The organism is Arthrobacter sp. efr-133-TYG-118 (assembly GCF_030209755.1).
Taxonomy (GTDB): Bacteria; Actinomycetota; Actinomycetes; order Actinomycetales; family Micrococcaceae; genus Arthrobacter.
This window is the reverse complement of record NZ_JARVRH010000009.1, coordinates 21625-44148: the sequence shown is the minus strand read 5'-3', so window position 1 is coordinate 44148 and position 22524 is coordinate 21625. Positions and strand designations below refer to the sequence as shown.

General features: G+C 64.7%; 19 protein-coding genes and 2 riboswitches. Of the genes, 15 read left to right on the top strand and 4 right to left on the bottom strand.

All coding sequences use genetic code 11. The features are described from left to right. The first annotated feature begins 18 nt into the window (after positions 1 to 18). Together QRN59_RS08030 and QRN59_RS08025 are read left to right on the top strand one after the other, a co-directional pair. A complete protein-coding gene (locus QRN59_RS08030) occupies positions 19 to 927 on the top strand; it encodes a LysR family transcriptional regulator ArgP (RefSeq protein WP_284982000.1) in 909 nt (302 codons plus the stop codon). A 91-nt stretch (positions 928 to 1018) separates the two neighbouring features. Continuing rightward, positions 1019 to 1246 carry a hypothetical protein gene (locus tag QRN59_RS08025; RefSeq protein ID WP_284981999.1) on the top strand — a complete coding sequence of 76 codons (228 nt, stop codon included), beginning with the start codon at positions 1019 to 1021 and terminating at the stop codon, positions 1244 to 1246. Between the two features lie 33 nt (positions 1247 to 1279). Here QRN59_RS08025 and QRN59_RS08020 read toward each other — a convergent pair whose 3' ends face one another. Genes QRN59_RS08020 through QRN59_RS08010 form a run of 3 tightly spaced genes read right to left on the bottom strand, consistent with a single transcriptional unit; the run spans position 1280 to position 5661 of the window. Beyond that, positions 1280 to 2923 (bottom strand): DNA repair helicase XPB, encoded by a 1644-nt coding sequence (locus QRN59_RS08020; protein ID WP_284981998.1) that lies wholly within the window; start codon positions 2921 to 2923, stop codon positions 1280 to 1282. A gap of 10 nt (positions 2924 to 2933) precedes the next feature. Then, complete coding sequence (locus QRN59_RS08015; RefSeq protein WP_284981997.1) at positions 2934 to 5396, bottom strand: helicase-associated domain-containing protein; 2463 nt, start codon at positions 5394 to 5396, stop codon at positions 2934 to 2936. A gap of 49 nt (positions 5397 to 5445) precedes the next feature. Further along, a complete protein-coding gene (locus QRN59_RS08010) occupies positions 5446 to 5661 on the bottom strand; it encodes a hypothetical protein (RefSeq protein WP_234751558.1) in 216 nt (71 codons plus the stop codon). A gap of 244 nt (positions 5662 to 5905) precedes the next feature. On the opposite strand from QRN59_RS08010, the gene QRN59_RS08005 reads away from it, so the two are divergent. From QRN59_RS08005 to QRN59_RS07995, 3 genes are read left to right on the top strand one after another with little or no spacing between them, the layout of a single operon-like run. Next, positions 5906 to 6289 (top strand): cold-shock protein, encoded by a 384-nt coding sequence (locus QRN59_RS08005; RefSeq protein ID WP_059388199.1) that lies wholly within the window; start codon positions 5906 to 5908, stop codon positions 6287 to 6289. 7 nt (positions 6290 to 6296) lie between these two features. Then, a complete protein-coding gene (locus tag QRN59_RS08000; RefSeq protein WP_284981996.1) occupies positions 6297 to 6887 on the top strand; it encodes a DUF3027 domain-containing protein in 591 nt (196 codons plus the stop codon). 44 nt (positions 6888 to 6931) lie between these two features. Next, positions 6932 to 8302: an MFS transporter gene (locus QRN59_RS07995; RefSeq protein WP_284981995.1), complete on the top strand. Its 1371-nt coding sequence runs from the start codon at positions 6932 to 6934 to the stop codon at positions 8300 to 8302. 21 nt (positions 8303 to 8323) lie between these two features. On the opposite strand, the gene serC is transcribed toward QRN59_RS07995, so the two are convergent. Further along, positions 8324 to 9454, bottom strand: a complete 1131-nt coding sequence (serC, locus tag QRN59_RS07990) for a phosphoserine transaminase (protein ID WP_284981994.1) — start codon at positions 9452 to 9454, stop codon at positions 8324 to 8326. Positions 9455 to 9804: 350 nt separating this feature from the next. Here serC and QRN59_RS07985 point away from each other — a divergent pair, with 350 nt between their 5' ends. The 10 genes from QRN59_RS07985 to QRN59_RS07940 all read left to right on the top strand — a co-directional run bounded on the left by QRN59_RS07985 (position 9805) and on the right by QRN59_RS07940 (position 22502). Beyond that, positions 9805 to 10500 carry an iron-dependent transcriptional repressor DtxR gene (locus QRN59_RS07985; protein ID WP_284981993.1) on the top strand — a complete coding sequence of 232 codons (696 nt, stop codon included), beginning with the start codon at positions 9805 to 9807 and terminating at the stop codon, positions 10498 to 10500. A 126-nt stretch (positions 10501 to 10626) separates the two neighbouring features. Further along, positions 10627 to 10835: riboswitch (cyclic di-AMP (ydaO/yuaA leader) on the top strand. A gap of 2 nt (positions 10836 to 10837) precedes the next feature. Next, positions 10838 to 11656 (top strand): M23 family metallopeptidase, encoded by an 819-nt coding sequence (locus tag QRN59_RS07980; protein ID WP_284981992.1) that lies wholly within the window; start codon positions 10838 to 10840, stop codon positions 11654 to 11656. Positions 11657 to 11801: 145 nt separating this feature from the next. Next, a riboswitch (cyclic di-AMP (ydaO/yuaA leader) is annotated at positions 11802 to 11968 on the top strand. Between the two features lie 5 nt (positions 11969 to 11973). Next, on the top strand, positions 11974 to 12738 hold the full coding sequence (locus tag QRN59_RS07975; RefSeq protein WP_284981991.1) for an NlpC/P60 family protein: 765 nt from the start codon (positions 11974 to 11976) through the stop codon (positions 12736 to 12738). A gap of 320 nt (positions 12739 to 13058) precedes the next feature. Further along, positions 13059 to 13559 (top strand): HNH endonuclease, encoded by a 501-nt coding sequence (locus QRN59_RS07970; RefSeq protein ID WP_028266173.1) that lies wholly within the window; start codon positions 13059 to 13061, stop codon positions 13557 to 13559. A gap of 37 nt (positions 13560 to 13596) precedes the next feature. Further along, on the top strand, positions 13597 to 14229 hold the full coding sequence (gene mobA, locus QRN59_RS07965; protein WP_284981990.1) for a molybdenum cofactor guanylyltransferase: 633 nt from the start codon (positions 13597 to 13599) through the stop codon (positions 14227 to 14229). Positions 14230 to 14260: 31 nt separating this feature from the next. Then, entirely contained in the window at positions 14261 to 14548 is a 288-nt protein-coding gene (locus QRN59_RS07960) for a DUF6457 domain-containing protein (RefSeq protein WP_234751566.1), read from the top strand. Further along, positions 14545 to 15870, top strand: coding sequence for a molybdopterin molybdotransferase MoeA (locus tag QRN59_RS07955; protein ID WP_284981989.1), 1326 nt, complete (start codon positions 14545 to 14547; stop codon positions 15868 to 15870). Before QRN59_RS07960 ends, QRN59_RS07955 begins: the two co-directional genes overlap by 4 nt. Before the next feature lie 62 nt (positions 15871 to 15932). Further along, entirely contained in the window at positions 15933 to 18269 is a 2337-nt protein-coding gene (locus QRN59_RS07950) for an FdhF/YdeP family oxidoreductase (RefSeq protein ID WP_284981988.1), read from the top strand. 1 nt (position 18270) lies between these two features. Then, positions 18271 to 19197, top strand: coding sequence for a formate dehydrogenase accessory sulfurtransferase FdhD (gene fdhD / locus QRN59_RS07945; protein ID WP_284981987.1), 927 nt, complete (start codon positions 18271 to 18273; stop codon positions 19195 to 19197). A 278-nt stretch (positions 19198 to 19475) separates the two neighbouring features. Then, positions 19476 to 22502, top strand: a complete 3027-nt coding sequence (locus QRN59_RS07940) for an alpha-mannosidase (protein WP_284982159.1) — start codon at positions 19476 to 19478, stop codon at positions 22500 to 22502. Positions 22503 to 22524: the final 22 nt, after the last annotated feature.

The window sequence follows — 22524 nt, the reverse complement described above, 5'->3', positions numbered from 1 at the left end:
GCATCGTAAGATTGTCTTATGGCCAGATTCTCTTCTGAACAGTTGCACACCTTCGCCGCCGTGCTCACGGAAGGTACGCTCGACGCCGCTGCCCGATCACTGAACATCACGCCGTCGGCGGTCTCCCAGCGCCTCAAGGCGCTTGAACAAGCATCCGGCAGGGTATTGCTGCAGCGCAGCAATCCGGTCCAGGCCACGGAGTCGGGACACGTGGTGCTCAGGCTGGCGCGGCAGCTCGCCCAGTTGGAGGCCGACGCCGAACTGGAACTGGGCCTGCCGGGCGAATCGCCGATGGTCTCGGTTCCGATCGTGGTCAACGCGGATTCCTTGTCGGTCTGGTTCCTCAAGGCCCTTACCAGGGTCCCCGAGGAGCTGAACGCCGTCTTTGATCTTCACCGGGACGACGAGCAGTATTCAACGTCCATGCTGCGCGCCGGAACGGTAATGGCCGCCGTGACCGCGACTCCCGAGCCGGTGCAGGGCTGCCGGGTGGAGCCGCTGGGGAGCATGCGATACCGTGCCGTCACCACTCCGGAATTCAGGGTGCGGTGGCTTCCTGACGGCGTCGATGTCGCCTCGCTGAGCGCGGCTCCGGCCGTGGACTTCGACCGCAAGGATGAGTACCAGCACCGTTTCCTGGAACTCCTGGGCGGTGCGGGGCGTGGGATGGAACCGGCAGGGCCGCGGCACTACGTTCCGTCCAGCCAGGAGTTTGCCGAGGCCATCCGCCTGGGGCTTGGGTGGGGATTGCTGCCTGAACCGCAATGCGGCCGGGACATAGCCGATGGATATTTGGTGGAACTCGCGCCCGAGCGGCCGTTGGACGTTCCCTTGTACTGGCAACGGTGGCGGACACCGTCGCGGATCCTGGACGCCGTGACTGAGGCGGTCCGGAGCACCGCCGCGGAAGTGCTGCGCAGGGCGTGAACAAGCGGGCCCGAGGCAACGTTCCCGGCCAAAAGCCAACACGCCGCGGGCCCAGTCCTAAATTGTCGGAGCCCCGATCCACACTTGAGCCATGGAAAACAAACAAGAATCACGCGTTGAAATTCAAAACGTCGAATTCCACGTCAGCTACCTGGATACGCTCTCTGGACGCATCGAGCACGAGGAATTCAACGACCGCCCCGCCGCCGAACGCTTCGCCGATGCACAGCTCAAGGACGAGGACTCCTGGGCTGTCGTCGATGTCGTCGTGCTGCAAGCAGCGCAGCAACAGGAGCGCGCACACCAGCTGGTGGCCTAGCGCGACGTTGCCCAGCCCCTAAGTTGCCAGCCCCTACCCGGCGGGTACGTCCTTGGCGTCCATGATCCGGTAGGCGTAGCCCTGTTCGGCGAGGAAGCGCTGCCTTTTGGCGGCAAAGTCCTGGTCGAGGGTGTCCCGGGCCACCAAGGAGTAGAAGCGTGCAGCACGGCCGTCCTGCTTGGGGCGAAGCAGGCGCCCCAATCGTTGAGCCTCTTCCTGGCGGGAACCGAAAGATCCAGATACCTGGATCGCCACGGAGGCCTCGGGCAGGTCGATCGAGAAGTTGGCCACTTTGGACACCACGAGGGTCTTGATATCACCGGCGCGGAAGGCATCGAACAGCTTCTGCCGCACCTTCACAGTGGTATCGCCCTTGATCACGGGAGCGTCCAAGCGCTCGCCGATCTCATCCAACTGGTCGATGTACTGGCCTATCACCAGCAGCTGCTCGCCTTGGTGCAGGGCCACGAGCTGCTCCACCAAGTGGGTCTTGGTCTCCGACGTTGCGCAGAGCCGGTACTTGTCAGCATCTTCTGCCATCGCGTAGGCGACGCGCTCGTCCCGGGGCAGGTCCACCCGGACCTCCACGCAGTCCGCCGGCGCAATGTAGCCCTGGGCTTCGATGTCTTTCCACGGTGCGTCGTAGCGCTTGGGGCCGATCAAACTGAAGACCTCGCCTTCGCGACCATCCTCACGCACAAGCGTCGCAGTGAGTCCCAGACGCCGCCGCGCCTGGAGGTCCGCTGTCATCCGGAAGATCGGAGCCGGCAGGAGATGGACCTCGTCGTAGATGATGAGTCCCCAGTCGTGCCCGTCCACGAGTTCCAGGTGCGGGTAAAGGCCTCCGCGTTTCGTGGTCAGGACCTGGTAGGTGGCGATCGTGACGGGCCGTACTTCCTTGACCGCGCCCGAATACTCGCCGATCTCCTCCTCCGTGAGCGACGTCCGCTTGAGGAGTTCGTCCTTCCATTGCCGGGCCGCCACCGTGTTGGTCACCAGGATCAGCGTGGTGGTGGAGCTGGTAGCCATGGCTGCGGCCCCCACCAAGGTCTTGCCCGCACCACAGGGCAGCACCACGACGCCGCTGCCGCCCGCCCAGAAGTTCTCCGTGGCAAGCTTCTGGTACGGCCGCAAGTGCCAGCCGTCTTCGTTCAGGGCGATTAGGTGTGGAGTGCCGTCCACGTAGCCGGCGAGGTCTTCGGCCGGCCAGCCAAGCTTGAGCAACAATTGCTTGAGCTGTCCCCGCTGGGAGGAGTGCACCACCACGGTTTCGCCGTCGATCCTCGGTCCCAGCAAGGGTGCGATTTTCTTGGCCCGGATGACTTCCTCGAGTACGGGGTAGTCGGTGGTACGCATGACCAATCCGTGCTGCGGGTCCTTTTCGAGGCGCAAGCGGCCGTAGCGGGACATCGTCTCTTCAATGTCGATCAGCAATGAGTGCGGCACCGGGAAACGGGAGTAGCGCAGGAGCGTGTCGAGGACTTTTTCGGCGTCCAGTCCTGCGGCCCGTGCATTCCATAGGCCCAAAGGGGTGAGCCGGTAGCTGTGGATGTGTTCAGGGGCGCGCTCCAGCTCGGCGAACGCCGCAATCGCATGCCGTGCCTCGGTAGCGAGCTCGTGGTCGACTTCCAGCAGGATGGTTTTGTCGCTCTGTACGATCAGCGGACCGTCGCTCACTATTGCTTCCTCACTTGCGCGGATCGCCCGCGGGCTCCACATCGATGATGCGATGGATGGACAAGACTCTTTCGGTATCCCTGGCGGCGTCGAACACCCTGACGCGCCCTCCCGACACTGATACCGGAACAACGGTTTCGGTATTGGAATTCCCCAGGCCGTCCACCACGTTCATGGTGACCGCTTGCTTCAGCCGGATGGCCCTCTGCAGGGTTTCGAGTCCCAATTGTGTTGCAGCCTCACCGGTCATTTCGCCGTGGACCGCGCGATGGTGCCTCAGGACCGCGAGCTGGGCGTCGACGTCGTCGTCCGGCGGTGCTATGCGGGGCGCCGTGTAGACGGGGCGGACGCCCCCGGCCACCGCCGTCGTCCTTTTATAGCGCACGACGGCGGTCTCCGCCTCCTGCACGGCAGGCGAGAGTCCCAGCTCGCGCAGCACCCTCGCGGTCTCCCGGGGGCTCGCGGCGGAGGTGAGTACTGTGGGGGCAATCCGGACAAGTCCCAGGCTTGCGGCTCCCGGCTCCCGAACGAGCTCGGCGATGGCGGCCTCGTCGTCGCTTTGGATGAAACTGGGGCTGCTGGCGACCCGCAGCCGGCCGTGCCTCGAGGCGATGTCCTTGATCAAGTACCGGAGCGGCTGGGGAACGTCAGTGGCGGAGTGGGTGCGGAGGAACGCGAGGATGGTTTCCGCGTCCTGGCCCGCGTCCAGCGCGCGCCGGATCGAATCCCCGGAGAAGCGGAAGATCGTGGCCGGTCCTTGGCCTTCGGCGTCGGCAATCAAGAGCAGTTTTTCGCTCAGTTCAGGTGCCAGGTACCCCGGGGCGACGGCGGTCAGGTCTGCTTGGAGCAGGACATGGTTGACCGCGGCGGGCAAGTGTTCGCCCAGGATGCTGAGCGCCAGCTCGGGCTGTTCGGTGGCGATCGCCGAACCAAGCTGGGTCAGGGCGCCCGAGCCCATGAGCCCCAGGAGTTCGGCTTCGTGCAGAATGCCGCGGACAAGGGAGCTGAACCGCCGCGACATGCGGGGCTGGGCCCATTCCGCGCGTTCCATGACGGCTTCGGCGTTGAGCACCGGAGCCTTGCCGTCCGGTGCTTCCACCTCGAGGGTGAGCTCTTCGAGGATCTCCAGGATCCGTTTGCGGACCAACGGGGCGTCAGGGCGCTGGGCCTCGGCGGACAAGGCATTGATGGAACCTGCCGGAGAGCCGGATCGCGGTGCCGTTGTGGCAGGTCCGGAGAGGGTTTGTCCCACGAGGGAAGGAGCGCGCTCGCTGGCGAGCCATGCGTTGACCAGCCAGAGCCACTGTTCCTGGCGGGGAAGAGTGAGCCATTCCACCGACGGCGGCTGCACCCAGGTGGAACTGTCTACGTCGAGGCGCAGCAATCCGGACAAGGCACTGAGCTCAAGGATCAGGGCGGTCTCGGACAACCCCAGGCGGAGGCTGTCGGCCAGGCGTTTGAGTTCACGCACGCCGACCCCTCCGCTGCGCAGGGTAACCACCGGCTGCTCGCGGACCGCGTACAGGAGTTCACCCACCAGCCGGAGCGCTTCGGCGATGGCACCCATGGCGGCGTTCCGGCGCAAGGCAGCACTCGTTTGGCCCAGTTCGGGCACGGGAGGCTTCAACGTGAAGTGGTCCACGATCGCGCCGCCGCGCAGGGACAGGCCGACGCTGTGCGGGAGTTCAACGTGGCCGGCGTCCAGGGGAACAAGCAAGCCGCGGGCCAAGAGCCAGTCCACGGGACCGACGTCGCGGCCTTCATGGAGGACGGAAGCCTTGCGCTGGGCTTGGGGAACGGCGCCCATGGCCCAGCTGCCGAACTTGTTCAAAAGGGGACGCGTCCGTACGGGTGCCTCGGACAGGATGTGCTGGAGGTTCTCCGGTGTCGATGTCCAACGTTGCAGCGCCAGCGCCGCGTCCATGGGCGTCGTGGCGGCCAGGATATTGGCGCCGCTCTGGTGGAGTTCGGCAACGAGATGCACCACGCGCTGGGCGAAGGCCGGTTGCAGCCGCACCAACTCGGTGTAGCTACGGCCCAAACCGGCCGGGTAGATGCCGATGACGTCCTTGAGGCTGCCCACCGGCAAGTAGAAGCGCTGCCGGCCTGGATTGTGCACCGTGGCCGGCGGATCGGCGCGGTGGATGAGGGCCAGTTCCTGGAGCTTGTTAAGGATCGGCTCGAGGGCGGCAAGGGTGGCGCCGTTGATGCACTTCTTCAGTCCCGCCGCGGAGACGCTGTGGCCAGTGTCGGTGTTGGTGCACAGGTGGAGTGTCTCCAGTACCTGCATCTCCGGTTTGTTGAGCCGTTCCAGGGCGCGCTGCACGCTGACCCGGGCACTTGCCCGCGCCGCGAGTGCAGCGAAGTCCGGGACCACGGGGGAGATGAGGTCCGGCCGCGCGGCAAACAGGGCCCGCAGCGAATCATCGCTGCGCGCTTCCAGTTCCTTGCTGAGCGCGCGAATAAGGGACATCAGTTCAACGTTACAGCCAGCCGGGTCCGCCGTCGGGCTTTCCGGCTGCTCATTGGCGACGGCGTGCCCAGACAGAGTCAACCACCAACGCAGCCATCAAAATGAAGGCGAGCGGCAGCCCGTAGAGAGCGGTGGACGTGACCCAGACCGGTGCCACGCCGTTGGCGAAAGCGACGGCCATGACGGCGGCTACGGCCGCCAGGGAAAGGACTGCGACGACCGCGGCGACGATCGTGAGCGGGCGGCGGAAGTCGTGGGGAATCATGGAAGCAACGCTAACAGCCCCGGGCCGCATCCCCTGTTCCAGGCCAGGGCGCAGTCTCGTTGCGGACAAAAGGCGGCGGGACCTGCCTGCGGGGGTCTCAAAGCGCGAATCCGCGGCCGGGCAGGATAACCTTGAAGCAATAGACCAACATGGTCCAGGCAGTTACCCCTATTCCCGCAGTATCCTGCGGATGCGGTGGCGCGCCGGCTGTGTCTCGCAAGTCAGAACGAAGAAGGTTGATTACGTGCCCACCGGCAAGGTCAAGTGGTATGACAAGGAAAAAGGCTTTGGATTCCTCGCGGCAGAGGACGGCCAGGAAGTGTTTCTGCCCAAATCCGCACTGCCCGAAGGCGTAGCGGACCTCAAGGCTGGCACCCGGGTTGAGTTCGGAGTCGCCGACGGTCGCCGGGGCGCCCAGGCGCTGGGCCTCCGCGTGCTGGACAAGTTGCCATCCATCGCCAAAGCCAAGCGCATGAATGCCCGCGAGCTCGCTCCGGTAGTCCAGGATCTTGTATCTGTCCTGGACAACCTCTCTGGCACGTTGTCCGCAGGCAAGTACCCTGAGGGTGCCAAGGGCAAGGCCATCGCTGCAGCCCTGCGCAAGGTTGCCGACGAGCTGGAAGCCTAAACCTCCCATGACATCGGAATCCGCTGAAGCCAGTCCTGAAGTGGCCGGAATTGATGCCGCTGCTGTAACTGCTGGAACGGCTGGAACGGCTGGTCCCGGTGCTGAGCGGAAGCCGGCAACGGCGAAACCCCGCACCGGCATTCCTGTGTGGCGCGTCGGCAAGCCGGACGCTTTCCTGGCCGCCGCCGTCGACGTCGCCCGGAACGCGGTGGAGACCATTGCCAAACCGGGTGAGATCGGACCGCATATTGCCGCGCGCTCCGAAGGCGAACGCGTCGTCACGCACCTGTTCGAATCGCGGCTGGCCGGCTACGGTGGCTGGCAGTGGTACGCCGTCGTGACCCGCAACTCGCGCTCCAAAGTGGTCACGGTCAGCGAGCTTGGCCTGCTGCCGTCGGAGGACTCCATCCTCGCTCCTGAATGGGTGCCGTGGGCAAAGCGCGTCCGTCCGGAGGACGAGGCTACCGAAGCCGAAGAATTGGCGGAGGAAGCCGGCGTCCCCGTTGTCGAGGACGACGGCGGCCCCTCCGATGAGGACGCCGCCGCCTCCGGTGACGAACAAGAGAGCGACGACGCCGACGACATCGAGGCCGACTAACCCTTGGCGGACCCGGCGAGTGAATTTCGTGAAGGTGGAAACTGATGTCCACCTTCAAATCGCTGGGTGTCCCCAACTACCGCATTTGGTTCATTGGTGCCCTCATTTCCAACGTCGGCACGTGGATGCAACGGACGGCACAGGACTGGCTGGTCTTCGCCCATCTGAGCAACCACGATGCCGGCGCGATGGGCGTGACCTTGGCCCTCCAACTGGGCCCGCAGCTTTTCCTGGCCCCGTGGGCCGGACTGCTTGCCGACCGCTACAGCCGGCGCAGGCTCCTGGTCATGACCCAATCGGCCATGGCGGTCCTGAGCACTGGCTTGGGACTGCTGGTCCTAAGCGGTGCCGCGCAGTTGTGGCATGTCTATGTGTTCGCGCTCTTGCTTGGCGTTGTCTCGGCACTTGACGCCCCGGTTCGCCAGACGTTCGTGTCGGAGCTGGTCAAGGACGACTATCTTTCCAACGCCGTTGCATTGAACAGCGCATCCTTCAACGTGGCCCGCATGATCGGTCCCGCCGTGGCCGGCGTGCTGACGGTTGCTGTGGGGCCGGGCTGGGTATTCATGACCAATACCCTGACCTTCCTCGCAATGCTTGGCGCGATCCGGGCCATCCCTCTCTCCTCCTTGCGCCTCCAGCCCCGGGCTGCCGCGGGCAGGGGCCGCATCCGTGAAGGGCTTCGCTATGTCCGCAATCGCCCGGACATTGTGGTTGTCCTCGTCGCGATTTTCATCATGGGCACGTTCGGCCTGAACTTCGTCCTCTTCATCGCAGCCATGGTCGGCACGGAGTTCGGCATGGACGCGGGAGCATTCGGGCTGCTCAACTCAGTCATGGCGATCGGCTCCGTCGCAGGAGCGTTGCTGGCCGCCCGGCGCGGGCGGCCACGGATGCGGCTCATCTTCGCGGCGGCGGGCGGGTTCGGCCTCGCGAGCGGACTTGCCGCCCTGGCGCCGAGTTACACCATGTTTGCCTTGGCCCTGATTCCCTGCGGACTGTTTGCCCTGACCATGATCACGAGCGCCAACGGCTACGTGCAGTCCACCACGGAACCTGTCATGCGCGGCAGGGTCATGGCACTCTACATGGCCATCTTCATGGGTGGAACGCCCATCGGTGCACCGTTCGTCGGATGGGTGTCCAACGTGGCCGGACCCCGATGGGCTGTGGGCGTGGCCGCCGCGGCGGGCGCGAGCACCGCCGTCGTCGGCATCGTGTGGATCATCCGCGCGCGCCGGCTGCGGCTCCGTTTCGATAGCAGCGCCCGCGGGATGCGGTTCTTACGCATTGAGTCCCACGGGGCGGGTCCAGCTAAAGCCGACGGCGCTGTTAACGCCTTTAAAGGGGACGGTGCTGTTAAACGGGGTCGCGCCGCCCGGGATCCCGACCCGGACGACGCCGACCAGTCCTGACCGCGCGAACGCGGCAGTCCCTTACTTCTTCAGTTCGCCCACCACATAGTCGATGCTGGAGAGCAACGCAGAGACGTCGTCCGGCTCGATGGCAACGAAGGTAGCGATGCGCAGCTGGTTGCGGCCCAGCTTGCGGTACGGTTCCGTGTCCACGATCCCGTTGGCGCGCAGCACCTTGGCGATGGACGCGGCGTCGATCGAATCGTCGAAATCGATCGTGGCGATGACATTGGAACGGTCCTCGGCCTTCGCGACGAACGGGGTGGCGTACTCGGAAGCCTCGGCCCAGTTGTAGATGCGGCTTGCGGAATCCGCGGTGCGTCCGGAAGCGAAGTCCAGTCCACCGTTCTTGTTGAGCCACTGGACCTGGGCATCCAATGTCACCAAGGTGGACAAGGACGGCGTGTTGTAGGTCTGGTTGAGCTTCGAGTTGTCGATAGCCGTCTGCAGGTCGAGGAAATCGGGGATCCAACGGCCGCTTGCCTTGATGCGGGCGGCGCGCTCCAGGGCTGCGGGGGAGAAGAGTCCGAGCCACAGGCCGCCGTCGGAGGCAAAGTTCTTTTGCGGCGCGAAGTAATAGACGTCAGCCTCGGCAACATCCACATCCAGGCCGCCGGCTGCGGACGTCGCGTCAACCAGGACCAGGGCCCCGTCGTCGCTGCCTTGAACGCGCTTGACCGGAGCGGCCACACCCGTCGAGGTTTCGTTCTGCGGCCATGCGTACACGTCCACGCCTGCTTCGGCCTGGGAAACCGGCCGGGTGCCAGGCTCAGACTTGATGATGGACGAAGCCTCCAGGAACGGTGCCTTGTTGGTCGCCGAAGCGAACTTGGAACCGAACTCACCGAAGGAGAGGTGCTGGGCCTTCTTCTCGACCAGGCCGAAGCTGGCGACATCCCAGAACGCGGTGGAGCCTCCGACGCCGAGAATCACCTCGTAGCCCTCGGGTGCACGGAAGAACTGGCTCAGTCCCTCGCGGACGGAGCCCACGAGGTTCTTGACCGGTGCCTGGCGGTGGGAGGTGCCGAGGATCGTTGTCGAGGCGGCAGAAAGTGCCTCGATCTGCTCCGGGCGGACCTTGGAGGGCCCGGCGCCGAAGCGGCCGTCCTTGGGCAGCAAATCGGCGGGGATGGTGATGCTGTTGTCGCTCACGGGATGCTCCAATGGTGAAGTAGCGGCCTAGATGGGTCGTGGCAGGTGGCAAGCTGCCCCTTCGACTCCCCAATTCTGCCTGACGCCGCAGGCGGGGGCAGAACTGAAGGTGTCATAGTCCGCCACGTGGAAAGCAATTGTTCCGCTGGCTTTGGACGGGGCGGCGGACCGGGCGCTCGACCGGGCGGGAGGCGGGGTTCCGGAATTATCCGGAGTAATTCCAAATAAGCTAAGCTTGGAGCTGGCGCCCGGACCGGGACCGCCGGCGGTTCGGCCACCTGTTCGACCACTGAGGCGGCTGCGGTACGGTGGAAAATACGCAAGATACTGCGCTCGAGGAGCTGAGCTGGATGACGGATCTGATCGATACCACTGAGATGTATCTTCGGACCATTTTGGAGCTTGAAGAAGAGAACATCGTGGCTCTTCGCGCACGCATCGCCGAGCGCTTGCGGCACTCCGGCCCCACCGTTTCCCAGACGATCGGACGGATGGAGCGCGACGGCCTGGTGATTGTGTCCAACGACCGGCACCTTGAGCTGACTGAAACGGGCCGGAAACGCGCCACCGAGGTGATGCGCAAGCACCGGCTCGCCGAACGGCTCCTGGCAGATGTCATCGGACTGGACTGGGCCTACGTCCACGATGAAGCCTGCCGCTGGGAGCATGTCATGAGTGAGCGCGTGGAACGGCGGCTCTACGAGCTTCTGGACCACCCCACCGAATCGCCCTATGGCAACCCCATTCCCGGACTTGAAGCGCTCGGTGGAGTCGCGTCCCACGCCTTTACGGATGGCGTGGTCAACCTACTTGACGCGATGAACGAATACTCACCTGAAAACCGGGTCACCGTCAGCCGGCTGGCTGAACCGATCCAGGTGGAACCGGAACTTCTGGTCCAGCTGGACGAGGGCGGAATCCGGCCCGGCGCCAGTGTTTCCCTGGAACGTGTGGGGGAGTACATCTCCGTTCGCGTGCCCAATATCGACGGCGCGCTGGAACTGCCGCCCGAGGTTGCCTCGCACGTATTTGTCACGGTCGCCTAGCCGGCCTCGCGAGGCGACCAGCAAAGATAACGGAATTATTACTGCGGGGGCTTAATCCCCTATAGTTTGTTACTGGCGCCGATACCAAAGCGTTACCTGATCCGAAGCCGAGTTCTGCCAGCGGATCAGGTGGATTAGTCCATTCACTGGCAGAAGCGGAGGAACCACCATCGGCTGTCGAAAGACGGCCTTGGGGTGAAGTCCGCAGCGGAAGTGCAAACAGCGCGGGGCCCCTTCGGGTAGCTCTGCGCTTCGCGCCCTTCGCGCGGACCGGGTCCACGATCTCTCTGGCCCGAATCCGACAGCTAACTTCGCAGGCTTGCCAGAGAGGAAAACCTTGACCACGCAGAACACCAGGGGCCGCAGGCGCGCGTCCGGTCCTACTGCTGAGCTGCGGAGCACGAGCGCCGTCGAGCACGAGCGGCCCCGCGATCCCCATCGCGAACTTCGCCGCCGCAAGGGTCCCTTTCGGCAGATGGCCGAGTTCGCCGCGGCGAGCGGGGCGGGACAGAAGGCCGGAGTGGCCCTTGCTACGACGGGCCTCATCCTGACGGTCGCCATGCCGGGCACCGGCGCCATGACGGCCACGGCCGAATCAAACCAGGCCGCCTCGGCAGTAGGCACCCAGCCTGAGATTCCGGCAGCCGCAAGCGCCACGATCGACTTCAGCCGTGCTGCGGTTTCCACCACGCCGGATCCGGACACCAAGCTCAAGCAGCTCTTGAGTGCGCAGTCCGTCGGCACCATCAAGACGTCGTCCTCCAAGGGCACCCTGGGGGCGCCGCTGGACACCCTGACCACGGCCTCGCCTTTCGGCTACCGCGTGAATCCCATCACGGGCGGTTTGGGGGAGTTCCACCGAGGCCAGGACTTCGTGGCCCAGTGCGGCACCCCGGTCCATGCTGCCGCGGCCGGAAAGGTCACTTTCGCCGGCTGGCATCCGTATGGCGGCGGAAACCGCATTGTGGTGGACCATGGCAACGGCCTGGAAACCACGTACAACCATTTGTCTTCGTTCAACGTCCAGGTGGGCCAAACGGTCAGCCGTGGCGATGTCATCGCATTGAGCGGCACCACCGGTGCCTCTACGGGCTGCCACCTCCATTTTGAAGTCATGGTCAACGGCGACGTCGTTGACCCCCTGGGCTGGCTGTAGCCAATCCGATGGAGGCCTCTCGCATGCTTGTCACGCTCCGTGACCTGAATGTGACATTCAGCCAAAACTCATGTACCGTCTAAGACGCATCAACTTTTAGAGAGTTGATGCACTCGAGTGGATTGCCTAGCTCTGCCACTGCTCGAGGTTCCGTTCGCAAAACATCGTCTGGCAGAGGCGGGGGACCCACTTTTGGTCATCTTCACCGATGGCCTTGGGGTTAAGTCACACAACTTCCGAGAGGGAGAAGTGTGGCCGGATGACTCCCATCCGAATCCGACAGCTTACCTCGCGGGCATAGGGAGAGGCCTCTTAACGTGTCTTCACGCTCTACTGTTGCGCGCCACCGTGCCGCGGTCACCAAGACCAACTCGCTCGCTGTTATCGCTAAGACTGTCGGCAGCAACGCCGGTGGCGTAGGCCGTCAGGCAGCAGTTATCGCAGCTGCTTCCGGTCTGGTTCTCACTAGCGGTATCGCAGCCAACGCTGCAGAAACCAACGTCCCCCGCGAGTCCACTTCGACCTCCGCCCTGGAAGTCCAGTCCATCGCCCAAGCAAGCATTTCGGCCGACTCCTCCGTCGCCATCAAGTACGAGCGCCCGGCGGTCTCCACCGAAGCTGCTCCGGTTGTCGCAGCTCCGGTTGCCACGCAGGACGCTACTCCGGCTTCGCAGGCTGCGACGGGTGCCGCTACCGGCTCCTCGACGCTTTCTGTCACCGCTGCTGTTTCACCTGCAACGAAGGTTGCCAGCGGCAAGGGCGCAGCAATTGCTGCCGCAGCTTACGCGCAGCTTGGCGTTGCCCAGGACTGCACCGCCCTGGCTTCGAACTCCCTGGCTGCTGTTGGCATCAACTTCCACGGCTGGCCGGCAGACTACCTCTCCCTTGGCCGTACGGTCAGCGCAGCTGAAGCGCAGCCGGGAGACCTGGTCTACTACCAGAACGGTGGGATGGGCATGGCCCACATCGCCGTTTACGTCGGCAACGGCATGGCGGTCCACGGCGGCTGGAACGGTGGCACCACCGCCCTGTACAGCGTCAACGTCGGCTCCGGCCCGGTCTTCATCCGCGTTGGTGGCTAAATAGCCCCGGCTACATAGCTCCACTGGAACATCCCCGCTGGTCCGCCCGCGGGGATGTTCTGTTTTAACCAGCATGCGCTAAATCACCCTTCCTGAATGTCTCCACCCAACGGTTCGAGGAGTAGCCTCCAGGTGCTTGGAAGGTTCCGGCTACGTGTCCGGCACGTGAACTTTGACCGACACTGTGCTGGAACTCCCTCAAGGATTCGTTGATCCGGCCTCCGGGTGTTTACTCTTAGGTTGTCGATCCACAGCCCGTACATGCAGAGGGCAGCCGGCCCTCGCGCCCCTGACGGGTGCGGCCGTGAAGAGGTACGTGCATGCGCACACTCGTTCTGAATGCTGGATATGAACCGCTGGCGGTAGTAACCTTCCGCCGGGCGCTGGTCCTTGTGCTCACCGGAAAAGCGAGCGTAGTGGCCGAAGGCGACGAGCCTGTCGTCGGGCCACAGGAGATTCTCGGACGTCCTTCCGTGATTCTGCTCAATCGCTACATCCGGCCGAGGTACAACACCATCACGGCGGTTACACGCCGCGGCGTCTTGCGCCGCGACGGCCACCGTTGCGCCTATTGCGGGAAAGCAGCACACACCATTGACCACGTCCACCCCAAATCCAGGGGCGGCGCGGATTCCTGGGAAAACCTGGTGGCAGCGTGCCTTCGCTGCAACAACGCCAAGAGCGACCACACTCCAGCCGAGATGGGCTGGAAACTGAGGTTTACTCCGGCGGCGCCCACCGGGACTATCTGGCAGATCAAGGAGCTTGAGAAACCTGCGCCCGCATGGGATCCCTTCCTCCTGCCTGAATCGGCGGCCTGAACCGGAGTCGAGCCTGCTTCCCGGGTAATCTGGGCGGGTGGACTTTGATGCGGTGATATTGGCGGGTGGCAAGTCCTCCCGCCTTGGCGGCGTGCCCAAAGCCCAGTTGAGGTACGACGGCGTCACGCTGCTTCAGCGCGCCGTGACGGCCGTGCGCGGTGCCGGGAGGGTCGTCGTTGTCGGGCCGGATCCCGGCACCTTGCCGGACGGCACATTGACCGCACGGGAGGACCCGCCCTTCGCCGGACCGGCAGCCGCGATCGCCGCCGGACTCGCCGCGCTAGAAGCGCAAGACGGCGAAGCGCAGGGTGGCCAGAGCCCGTCCACGAAGCCCGCGCCCTGGGTACTCGTCATGGCCTGCGATATGCCGCTGGCCGCCGCCGCGGTTCCGGTACTGCTCCGGGAACTTGCAGGCCACCAGGAAGCGGAAGGGGCCATGTCCGTATCCGCCGACGGTCGGAAGCAGCCGCTGCTCGGGGTCTACAGCGTATCCGCGCTACAACGGGAAGTGCAGGCTGTGGAAGAACAAGGTGGCCTTGCCAACGCCGCGGTGTTCCGCCTGCTTGCTAGGCTTGATCTGCTGGCCGTGCCTGTCCCCGCAGGGTCCACCGATGACGTGGATACCTGGGACGACGCCGCGGCGCTTGGAGTGGACGGCGACCTGCCGTGATAACAGCTGTACCGGACAGTGGAGGCCGATCGTGAAGAGCCAGGAAGAAACGCTCGAGGAATGGTGCAGGAGCCTGCTGCAAGCATATGAGCTGGAAGACGTCGAGATCGACATTAACGAGATCCTGTCCCTGGCAGGCGTTGCAGCCCATTCGGTGGTCCGGCCCGCGGCTCCCTTGACTACCTTCATTGCGGGCTTCGCGGCCGGACTTGCTGCGGGCTCGGGACAAGCGACTGAAGCCGCGTCGATGGATGCCGCCATGGGCCTGGCACGCACGCTCGCGAAGGACTACACGAACCCCGGAACCGACGCCGGATGACGGAAGCCCCCGGGCACGTCCCGCACGCCGACCACTTGTGGGCCGAGGCGCGGCAACGTGCCTTCGATAGTGCCACGCCCATTCCCGCCGCACCCGTTGCGCTGAAGGACGCCATCGGCAGGACCTTGGCCGCGGATGTGCACGCCCTGCAGGACCTGCCACACTACGCGTCCTCGGCGATGGATGGCTGGGCGGTCAACGGCAGCGGCCCATGGATCCTCGCGGAACCCGGCCATCGGCTGGCCCCGCACCAAGCGAGCCCGATCGCCACCGGTGGCCTGATCCCGCCGGGGGCCAAGGCCGTGCTGCGGAGCGAGAGCGGGGTCCTGACCACGGACGAAGATGGCTTACCGCTGCTCGGGCTCGGCGGGAACGCGAAACCGGGCGAACCGCGCAACGGCCAACATATCCGAAATGCCGGAGAAGAAGCCGCGGCGGGCGAGCTGCTGATCAAAGCAGGCGTCGTCTTGAACCCTGCCCATCTCGCCCTGGCGGCCCTGGCCGGGCGGGATGATCTGGACGTCCTGGGCAAGCCCCTCGTGAAAATGCTCCTCACCGGCTCCGAAGTAGTGACCGCGGGTGTCCCGGTCCCCGGCCGGGTGAGGGATACCTTCGGTCCCCAGCTTGGCGCCGTCGTCGAACTCCTTGGCGGGATCCGCGGCGAGCAAATCAAGGTGGGCGACTCCTATGACGAGTGGCTCTCGGCCCTTGAGGAAGGCGAACTGTCGCCGGAAGCGCCACCCGCCGACGTTGTCATCACCACCGGGGGAACCGGCCGTTCCGGGACGGACCACTTCCGGCGGGCCATTGCGGAGCTCGGCGGCCGCCTGCTGATAGATGGAATTGCGATGCGTCCGGGACATCCTGGCGTTTTGGCTGAACTGCCGGACGGTCGCTTTGTGCTGGGTCTCCCGGGCAATCCGCTCGCGGCCATGATGGTCCTCTTCACGATCGGTGCACCGCTCCTCGCGGGACTGGGGCACAGGGCGCTGCCGGAGGTCGGCGAGGTTCCTTGCGGTGCCATGCTCGACGCCGACCCGGGGCGCACGCGCTTGCTTCCCTTCAGGTTCGTGTACGGCTTGGCCTCGCCGGCGCAGCATGCGGGGCCCGGGATGATGCGCGGCCTCGCCAGCGCCGACGGAATCATGGTGGTGCCACCGCACGGCGTGCAACTGGGAGAGGCGGTGCCCGCTTTTCCGTTGCCGTGGGGGCCGCCCCTTCCCCGGCCAAAGGCCACGGAGGACAAAGCCAAGAAGACTCCTGCCAAGCCAGCGCGCAAGGTGTCGTCCGGGCCGGTCGACTGGAGCGCCCTGACGGGCTGAGAGTTTCCGGTGCCGAATGGACGCGGGTGGATTAGAGAGTCAGGCCTTGCAATGATGGGGACATGAACAGGCATGCTCCCGAGCAGGACATCAACGAAGATGACCTCCAGATCCACCCACCCAAGCGCTCCGCCGCGGGCGTCAAGGCAGTCACCGTTGCATTGGAACGCGGTTGGGCCCAAGCGGGCGTCAGCCGGACGGTCAAGTCAATGCTCCGCGTCAACCAACGGGACGGCTTTGACTGTCCCGGCTGCGCCTGGCCGGAGTCCATCACCGGCAAGCGCAGTCCAGCCGAGTTCTGTGAAAACGGGGCCAAGGCAATCGCCGAGGAGAGCACCACACGCGTGGTCGATGCAGGGTTCTGGGCCCGGCACTCCCTGGCCGAGCTTGAGGACAAGACGGAATACTGGCTCGGCAGCCAAGGCCGCATTGCCGAGCCGGTTGTCATCCGCCCCGGCGACACACACTATTCGCCGATCAGCTGGACGGATGCTTTCGCCCTGATCGGCGAGCACGTGAATGCCACCACGCCGGACCGCTGCGTTTTTTACACCTCCGGGCGCACGGCCAACGAGACCGCGTTCATGTACCAGTTGTTCGCCCGCAGCTTGGGCACCAACAACCTGCCCGACTGCTCGAACATGTGCCACGAGTCTTCCGGGAGCGCCCTCAACCCGACCATCGGCATCGGCAAGGGCACTGTCTCACTGGAAGACATCCACGAAGCGCAACTAGTGCTCGTTGTGGGCCAGAACCCGGGCACGAACCATCCGCGCATGCTCTCCGCCTTGCGTGATTGCAAAAACAACGGCGGCAAGGTTGTCGCCGTCAATCCGTTGCCGGAAGCCGGACTCCTGAACTTCAAGGATCCCCAGTCGCTCAATGGCGTGGTGGGCGGTGGCACGGACATCGCGGATGAATTCCTGCAGATCAAGGTGGGTGGCGACCTTGCCCTGTTCCAGGCATTGGGCCACCTCCTGCTGGAGGAGGAGAAGCGGCAGCCGGGAACAGTGGTGGATCGCGCCTTCATCGACGCGCAGACTGACGGCTTCGAGGCCTACGCCGAGGCCCGGGCTGCGCTGGATTGGGTTGAGACTGAACGGGCCACGGGCTTGAGCCGCATCGAAATCACCAAGGTGGCCGGTATGCTGGCCGCGTCGAAGGGCACCATCATTTGCTGGGCGCTGGGCCTGACCCAGCAGCCCCACTCCGTGGATACCCTGCGGGAAATTATCAACCTGCTGCTCTTGCAGGGAAACTTCGGCAAGCGTGGCGCCGGCGCCTGCCCCGTCCGCGGCCACTCCAACGTGCAGGGCGACCGCACCATGGGCATCTGGGAGAAGCCTTCCGAGGGCTTCCTGGCAGCCTTGGACAAAGAGTTTGGATTCACCACTCCCCGGGCACACGGATACGACTCCGTGGAAACCCAACACGCCTTGGAGAAGGGCGAGGTGGACGTGTTCGTTTCCATGGGCGGCAACTTCGCCGCGGCAGGCTCGGACACCGTCGCGCTGGAGGAAGGGCTCAAGAGGGCCGGGCTGACGGTGCACATCTCCACCAAGCCCAACCGCGCCCATGTGGTGCACGGCAAGACCTCCCTGATCCTGCCTACCCTGGGCCGAACGGACACGGACGACAAACACCCGGGCGGTCGGCAGATCCTCTCCGTGGAAGACTCCATGTCCGTCATCCACTCCACCCAAGGCCGCCTGACTCCCGTCTCGGAGCACTTGCTCAGCGAACCCGTCATCGTCGCACGCATGGCACAGGCAGTCCTCGGCGATGACCATGCGGTGAACTGGCGGGAGATGGCCGAGGACTACGACGTCATCCGGGACCACATCTCCAGGGTGATCCCCGGATTCGAGGACTTCAACGCCCGTGTCCGGACCAAGAACGGATTCGTGCTGCCCAATCCACCACGCGACACCCGCACGTTCGCCACTGACATCGGCAAGGCACGATTCACCGTGAGCCCGCTGGAGTACCTTGAAGCCCCGGCCGGCCACTTGATCCTGCAGACAGTCCGCAGCCACGACCAGTACAACACCACGTTCTACGGGCTGGACGACCGCTACCGCGGCATTTCCGAAGGCCGTCGCGTCATCCTGGTCCACGAGGACGATCTCAGCGAACTCGGCTTCGAGGACAGGGACATGGTGGACGTCATCTCCACTTTCGGCGGAACGGAACGCCGGGCGGACAAGTTCCGGCTGGTTGCCTATCCCACGGCCAAGGGTTGCGCGGCTGCGTACTTCCCGGAGGCCAACGCCCTGGTCCACAGGGAGCTCGTTGCCCGTGAATCCAACACGCCCGGCTACAAGGCCATGACGGTGCGGTTCGTCAAGCATGGGGAAGCCGCCGAACACAGAGAAGCTGCCGGGACGGCGGGTATTTGAGATGGGACGGGTGACCCAGCGCCGCAAGGTGCACAAGTTTGTCCTGGATGGCTCCGCCCAGGCGCTGGAGCACCCGGTCCGTTACCGCGAGGACTTCCTGGCCGTCGAGGAGCCGCTCGAGGTGCGCCTGGGGCACATGACCTTCTCGGTAACCATGCGGACCCCCGGCGACGATTTCGACCTCGTGGCGGGCTTCCTAGTCTCCGAAGGCGTCATCTGGGACCCGGCCCAGCTCATCTCTTTGCGTTTCTGCGCCGGCGAGGACGAAAACGGCGTGCAGACCTTCAACGTCGTGGAAGCGCAGTTGCGTCCCGACGTCGTCCTACCGGAGACCGGCCGCAACGTCTACACCTCCAGCTCGTGCGGGATCTGCGGCACCGACTCGATCGAAGCAGTGCGCAAATCCTCACACTTCAGCCCCGCTGGCGACCCCCTGAGCATTCCGGTCGAGGTTCTGGCGTCCCTGCCTGACCGTCTCCGGGAAGCACAGGCGGTCTTCGACAAGACCGGGGGAGTGCATGCCGCCGGCCTCTTCAGAATCCACGACGACGGCACCGGCAGTGTTGCCGAGCTTCTGTGCCTGCGGGAAGACGTGGGCAGGCACAACGCCGTGGACAAGGTGGTGGGCTGGGCGCTGCGCGAAGGATTGTTGCCCCTGCGCGGCACTGTCCTGCAGGTCTCCGGAAGGGCATCCTTTGAGCTGGTCCAGAAGGCAGCGCTCGCAGGAATCCCGGTTTTGGCCGCCGTCAGCGCACCCTCCAGCCTCGCCGTGGAACTCGCGCAGGAGACGGGCCTGACCCTGGTGGGATTCAGCCGGGGGACCAGCCTGAACGTCTACGCGGGCAGTGACCGCGTGGGTGTTCCGGCGCGGGCCCACACCGGCGAGGGCCCCGGCCGGGGGCCCACACCGGCGAGGGCCCCGGCCTGAGCTTGCGAAGGCTGGGCCCCGGCCTGAGCTTGCGAATGCTGGGAGCCGGTGGGGACTTGCGAAGGCTGGGAGCCGGTGGGGACTTGCGAAGGCTGGGAGCCGGTGGGGACTAGGGACTTGCAGGGATAGCCGCCAATCACTTGGCTATTGTTCAGGAACAACGTAGATTTTATCCATCGAATGGAATCGGTTTCCTCCGGACAATGACCTTGCTTAGTAGGCTGCTCATCTCGGTAAGGAAGCATCTCTACCCAGCCCACTGCCAAAGGGGACTTCAATTGCACGACGACCGCCGGATCACCGAGAAGCGGCTCGAACGTTTTGTCCGGGAGCGGATAGCCCCCGCCATCTATGGCCGCGCATTGCCTCTTGAACTGAGCAGCTGGGATGCCCCTGGAGAGCCGGTTCCGGTCTCGGAAGCACTCCGCCAGGTTTTTGAACCCCAGGAACACGGTGCTGCGTGGGGCAAGGCCTGGAGCACCAAGTGGCTGCGGCTTCGGGGTGAGGTTCCGGAGGGTTGGGGAGTTGCCGACGGCACGACGGTGGAGATCGTCGTCGATCTCGGGTTCAGCAACGACGCCCCCGGATTCCAGTGCGAAGGCATCGCATGGCGTCATGACGGCACCATCATCAAGGCCATCTCTCCGCGCAACCAGCACGTCCCGCTCAAGCTTCTGGGTGGCGGACTCTCGGTGGACTTCTATGTTGAAGCCGCCGCCAATCCGGATCTCAGCCAGGGGTGGAGCTTCGCGGCAACCCCTTTGGGGGACAAATCCACCTCCGGAGACGAGCTCCGCTACCGGTTCGGACGCATAGCCATAGCCGAACTTAACGAGGTGGTGTGGGAGCTCCACCAGGACATCTGGACCCTCAGCGGGCTGATGCACGAGCTACCTTTCGAACTGCCTCGGCGGCATGAGATCCTCCGCGCCTTCGAGCGCATGCTTGACGTCATGGACCCGGACGATGTCGCGGGCACCGCAGGCGCCGGCAGGGAAGCCCTCGCCGAGGTCTTGAGCCGGCCCGCTTACGCCTCGGCCCACGAACTTCTGGCCACCGGCCACGCGCACATTGACTCGGCCTGGCTCTGGCCGGTCCGTGAAACCATCCGCAAATGCGCCCGCACGTTCTCCAACGTTGTCGCCCTCATGGATGAGAACCCCGATTTCGTCTTCTCCTGCTCCTCTGCGCAGCAATTGGCATGGATGAAGGAGTTCTATCCTGAGCTTTTCATCCGGATTCGGGAGAAAGTAAAGGCCGGGCAATTCGTGCCGGTTGGCGGTATGTGGGTGGAATCGGACACCAACATGCCCGGCGGCGAGGCCATGGCCCGCCAATTCGTGGAGGGCAAGAGCTTCTTCCTTCAGGAGTTCGGCGTCGACTGCCAGGAAGCCTGGCTCCCTGACTCCTTCGGATATTCCGGGGCCCTCCCGCAGATCGTCAAGTCCGCGGGTTCCCGGTGGTTCCTGACCCAGAAGATCTCCTGGAACCAGGTCAACAAGATGCCGCACCACACCTTCAATTGGGAGGGCATCGACGGCACGCGGCTTTTCACCCACTTCCCACCCGTGGACACCTACAACTCCGAGCTCCACGGCCGCGAACTCGCCCATGCCCAGCGCAACTACCGGGAACACGGCCGGGGCACCATTTCGCTGGTCCCCTTCGGTTACGGCGACGGCGGCGGCGGACCAACGCGCGAAATGGTTGCCGCAGCCCACCGGACGGCGGACCTGGAAGGCTCGCCGAAGGTGCGCATGGGAACCGCCGAAGAGTTCTTCAAGCAGGCCGAGGCCGAGTACCACAACCTCCCGGTCTGGGTGGGGGAGATGTACCTCGAGCTACACAGGGGCACCTATACGAGCCAGGCCAACACCAAACAGGGGAACCGCCGCTCGGAGCACCTGCTGCGCGAGGCCGAGCTTTGGTGCTCGACGGCGGCAGTACGGACGGCCGGTTCGTTCACCTATCCTGCGGTGGACCTCAAGCGCTTGTGGCGGCTTGTGCTGTTGCAGCAGTTCCACGACATCCTGCCGGGCAGCGCCATCGCGTGGGTCCACCAGGATGCGGAGCGGAACTATGCCGCGATTGCCCGGGAGCTGGAAGGCATCATCGCGGATGCCGCTTCGGCCCTACTGGGCGAGGGAGACACCATCTTCCTGCTCAATGCGGCCCCGCATGAGCGCAGCGGGGTTCCCGCGCTCGCCGCCGCGGAAGCGGTTCACGAGGATAATCCGGTCAACGTCACAGAACGCGCCGGCGGTTATGTTCTGGACAACGGCATCATCCGCGCGGTGCTGGACGCCAACGGATTGCTCACCTCCCTCTCGGATTACGCAAGCGGCCGCGAAGCCATTGCTCCCGGGATGTTCGGCAACCACCTTGAGCTTCACCGGGACACGCCCAACGAATGGGATGCCTGGGACATCGACGAGTTCTACCGCCGGAACGTCGTCTCCGTAGTCGAGGCGCGATCGGTGACGCTGGAAAGAGCAGGCTGGGACGCCGTCGTCGTGGTGGAGCGGACTGTCGGCTCCTCCACCATCACGCAGCGCATTTCCCTCGAAGCGGGCGCGGAATCCCTCGGCATTTCCACCACGGTGGACTGGCAGGAACACGAGAAACTCCTGAAGATCGGGTTCCCCCTGGATGTCCGTGCCGACCGATCCGCCTCGGAGACCCAGTTCGGTCACGTATTCCGGGCGACCCACACCAATACGTCCTGGGAAGCTGCCAAGTTCGAATTCTGCGCCCACCGCTGGATCCACGTGGCAGAGCCGGGTTACGGCGTCGCCATCTCCAATGCGTCAAGCTACGGGCATGACGTCACCCGGACCATCCGCGAGGACGGCGGAACCACCACTAACGTCCGTGTGTCACTGCTGCGGGCGCCCAAGTTCCCGGACCCCCGGGCCGACCTCGGTGTGCACGTCCTGGATCTGAGCATCCGGCCCGGCGCCAGCATCGGCGGCGCCGTGGAAGAGGGCTACCGGACCAACCTTAAACCGAGGCTGTTGGCGGGCGCGAATCCTGTGGAGCCGCTCTTCACGGTGTTCAACCAAGCGCTGGTCATCGAAGCCGTCAAGCTCGCCGAGGACGGCTCCGGAGATGTCATCGTGAGGCTTTACGAATCGCTGGGTGAACGCTCCACGGGCCTCATCACAGCCAACTTCGAATCACGGATGGTGCAATCAGTGGACCTCCTGGAGCGCCCCGTTGAGGCTCCCGGAGTAACGCCCGGAGCGGGTGCCGCCGAATTGACCCTGCGCCCGTTCCAGTTGGTGACCTTGCGTTTCATCCGCTGAGTTAGTGCCCACCCACCCAACT

Bases quoted from the DNA above. Each gene is read 5' to 3' on its own strand.
- QRN59_RS08030 (WP_284982000.1), top strand. From the start codon at position 19: ATGGCCAGATTCTCTTCTGAACAGTTGCACACCTTCGCCGCCGTGCTC.
- QRN59_RS08025 (WP_284981999.1), top strand. From the start codon at position 1,019: ATGGAAAACAAACAAGAATCACGCGTTGAAATTCAAAACGTCGAATTC.
- QRN59_RS08015 (WP_284981997.1), bottom strand. From the start codon at position 5,396: ATGTCCCTTATTCGCGCGCTCAGCAAGGAACTGGAAGCGCGCAGCGAT.
- QRN59_RS08010 (WP_234751558.1), bottom strand. From the start codon at position 5,661: ATGATTCCCCACGACTTCCGCCGCCCGCTCACGATCGTCGCCGCGGTC.
- QRN59_RS08000 (WP_284981996.1), top strand. From the start codon at position 6,297: ATGACATCGGAATCCGCTGAAGCCAGTCCTGAAGTGGCCGGAATTGAT.
- QRN59_RS07995 (WP_284981995.1), top strand. From the start codon at position 6,932: ATGTCCACCTTCAAATCGCTGGGTGTCCCCAACTACCGCATTTGGTTC.
- QRN59_RS07985 (WP_284981993.1), top strand. From the start codon at position 9,805: ATGACGGATCTGATCGATACCACTGAGATGTATCTTCGGACCATTTTG.
- QRN59_RS07970 (WP_028266173.1), top strand. From the start codon at position 13,059: ATGCGCACACTCGTTCTGAATGCTGGATATGAACCGCTGGCGGTAGTA.
- QRN59_RS07955 (WP_284981989.1), top strand. From the start codon at position 14,545: ATGACGGAAGCCCCCGGGCACGTCCCGCACGCCGACCACTTGTGGGCC.
- QRN59_RS07950 (WP_284981988.1), top strand. From the start codon at position 15,933: ATGAACAGGCATGCTCCCGAGCAGGACATCAACGAAGATGACCTCCAG.
- fdhD (WP_284981987.1), top strand. From the start codon at position 18,271: ATGGGACGGGTGACCCAGCGCCGCAAGGTGCACAAGTTTGTCCTGGAT.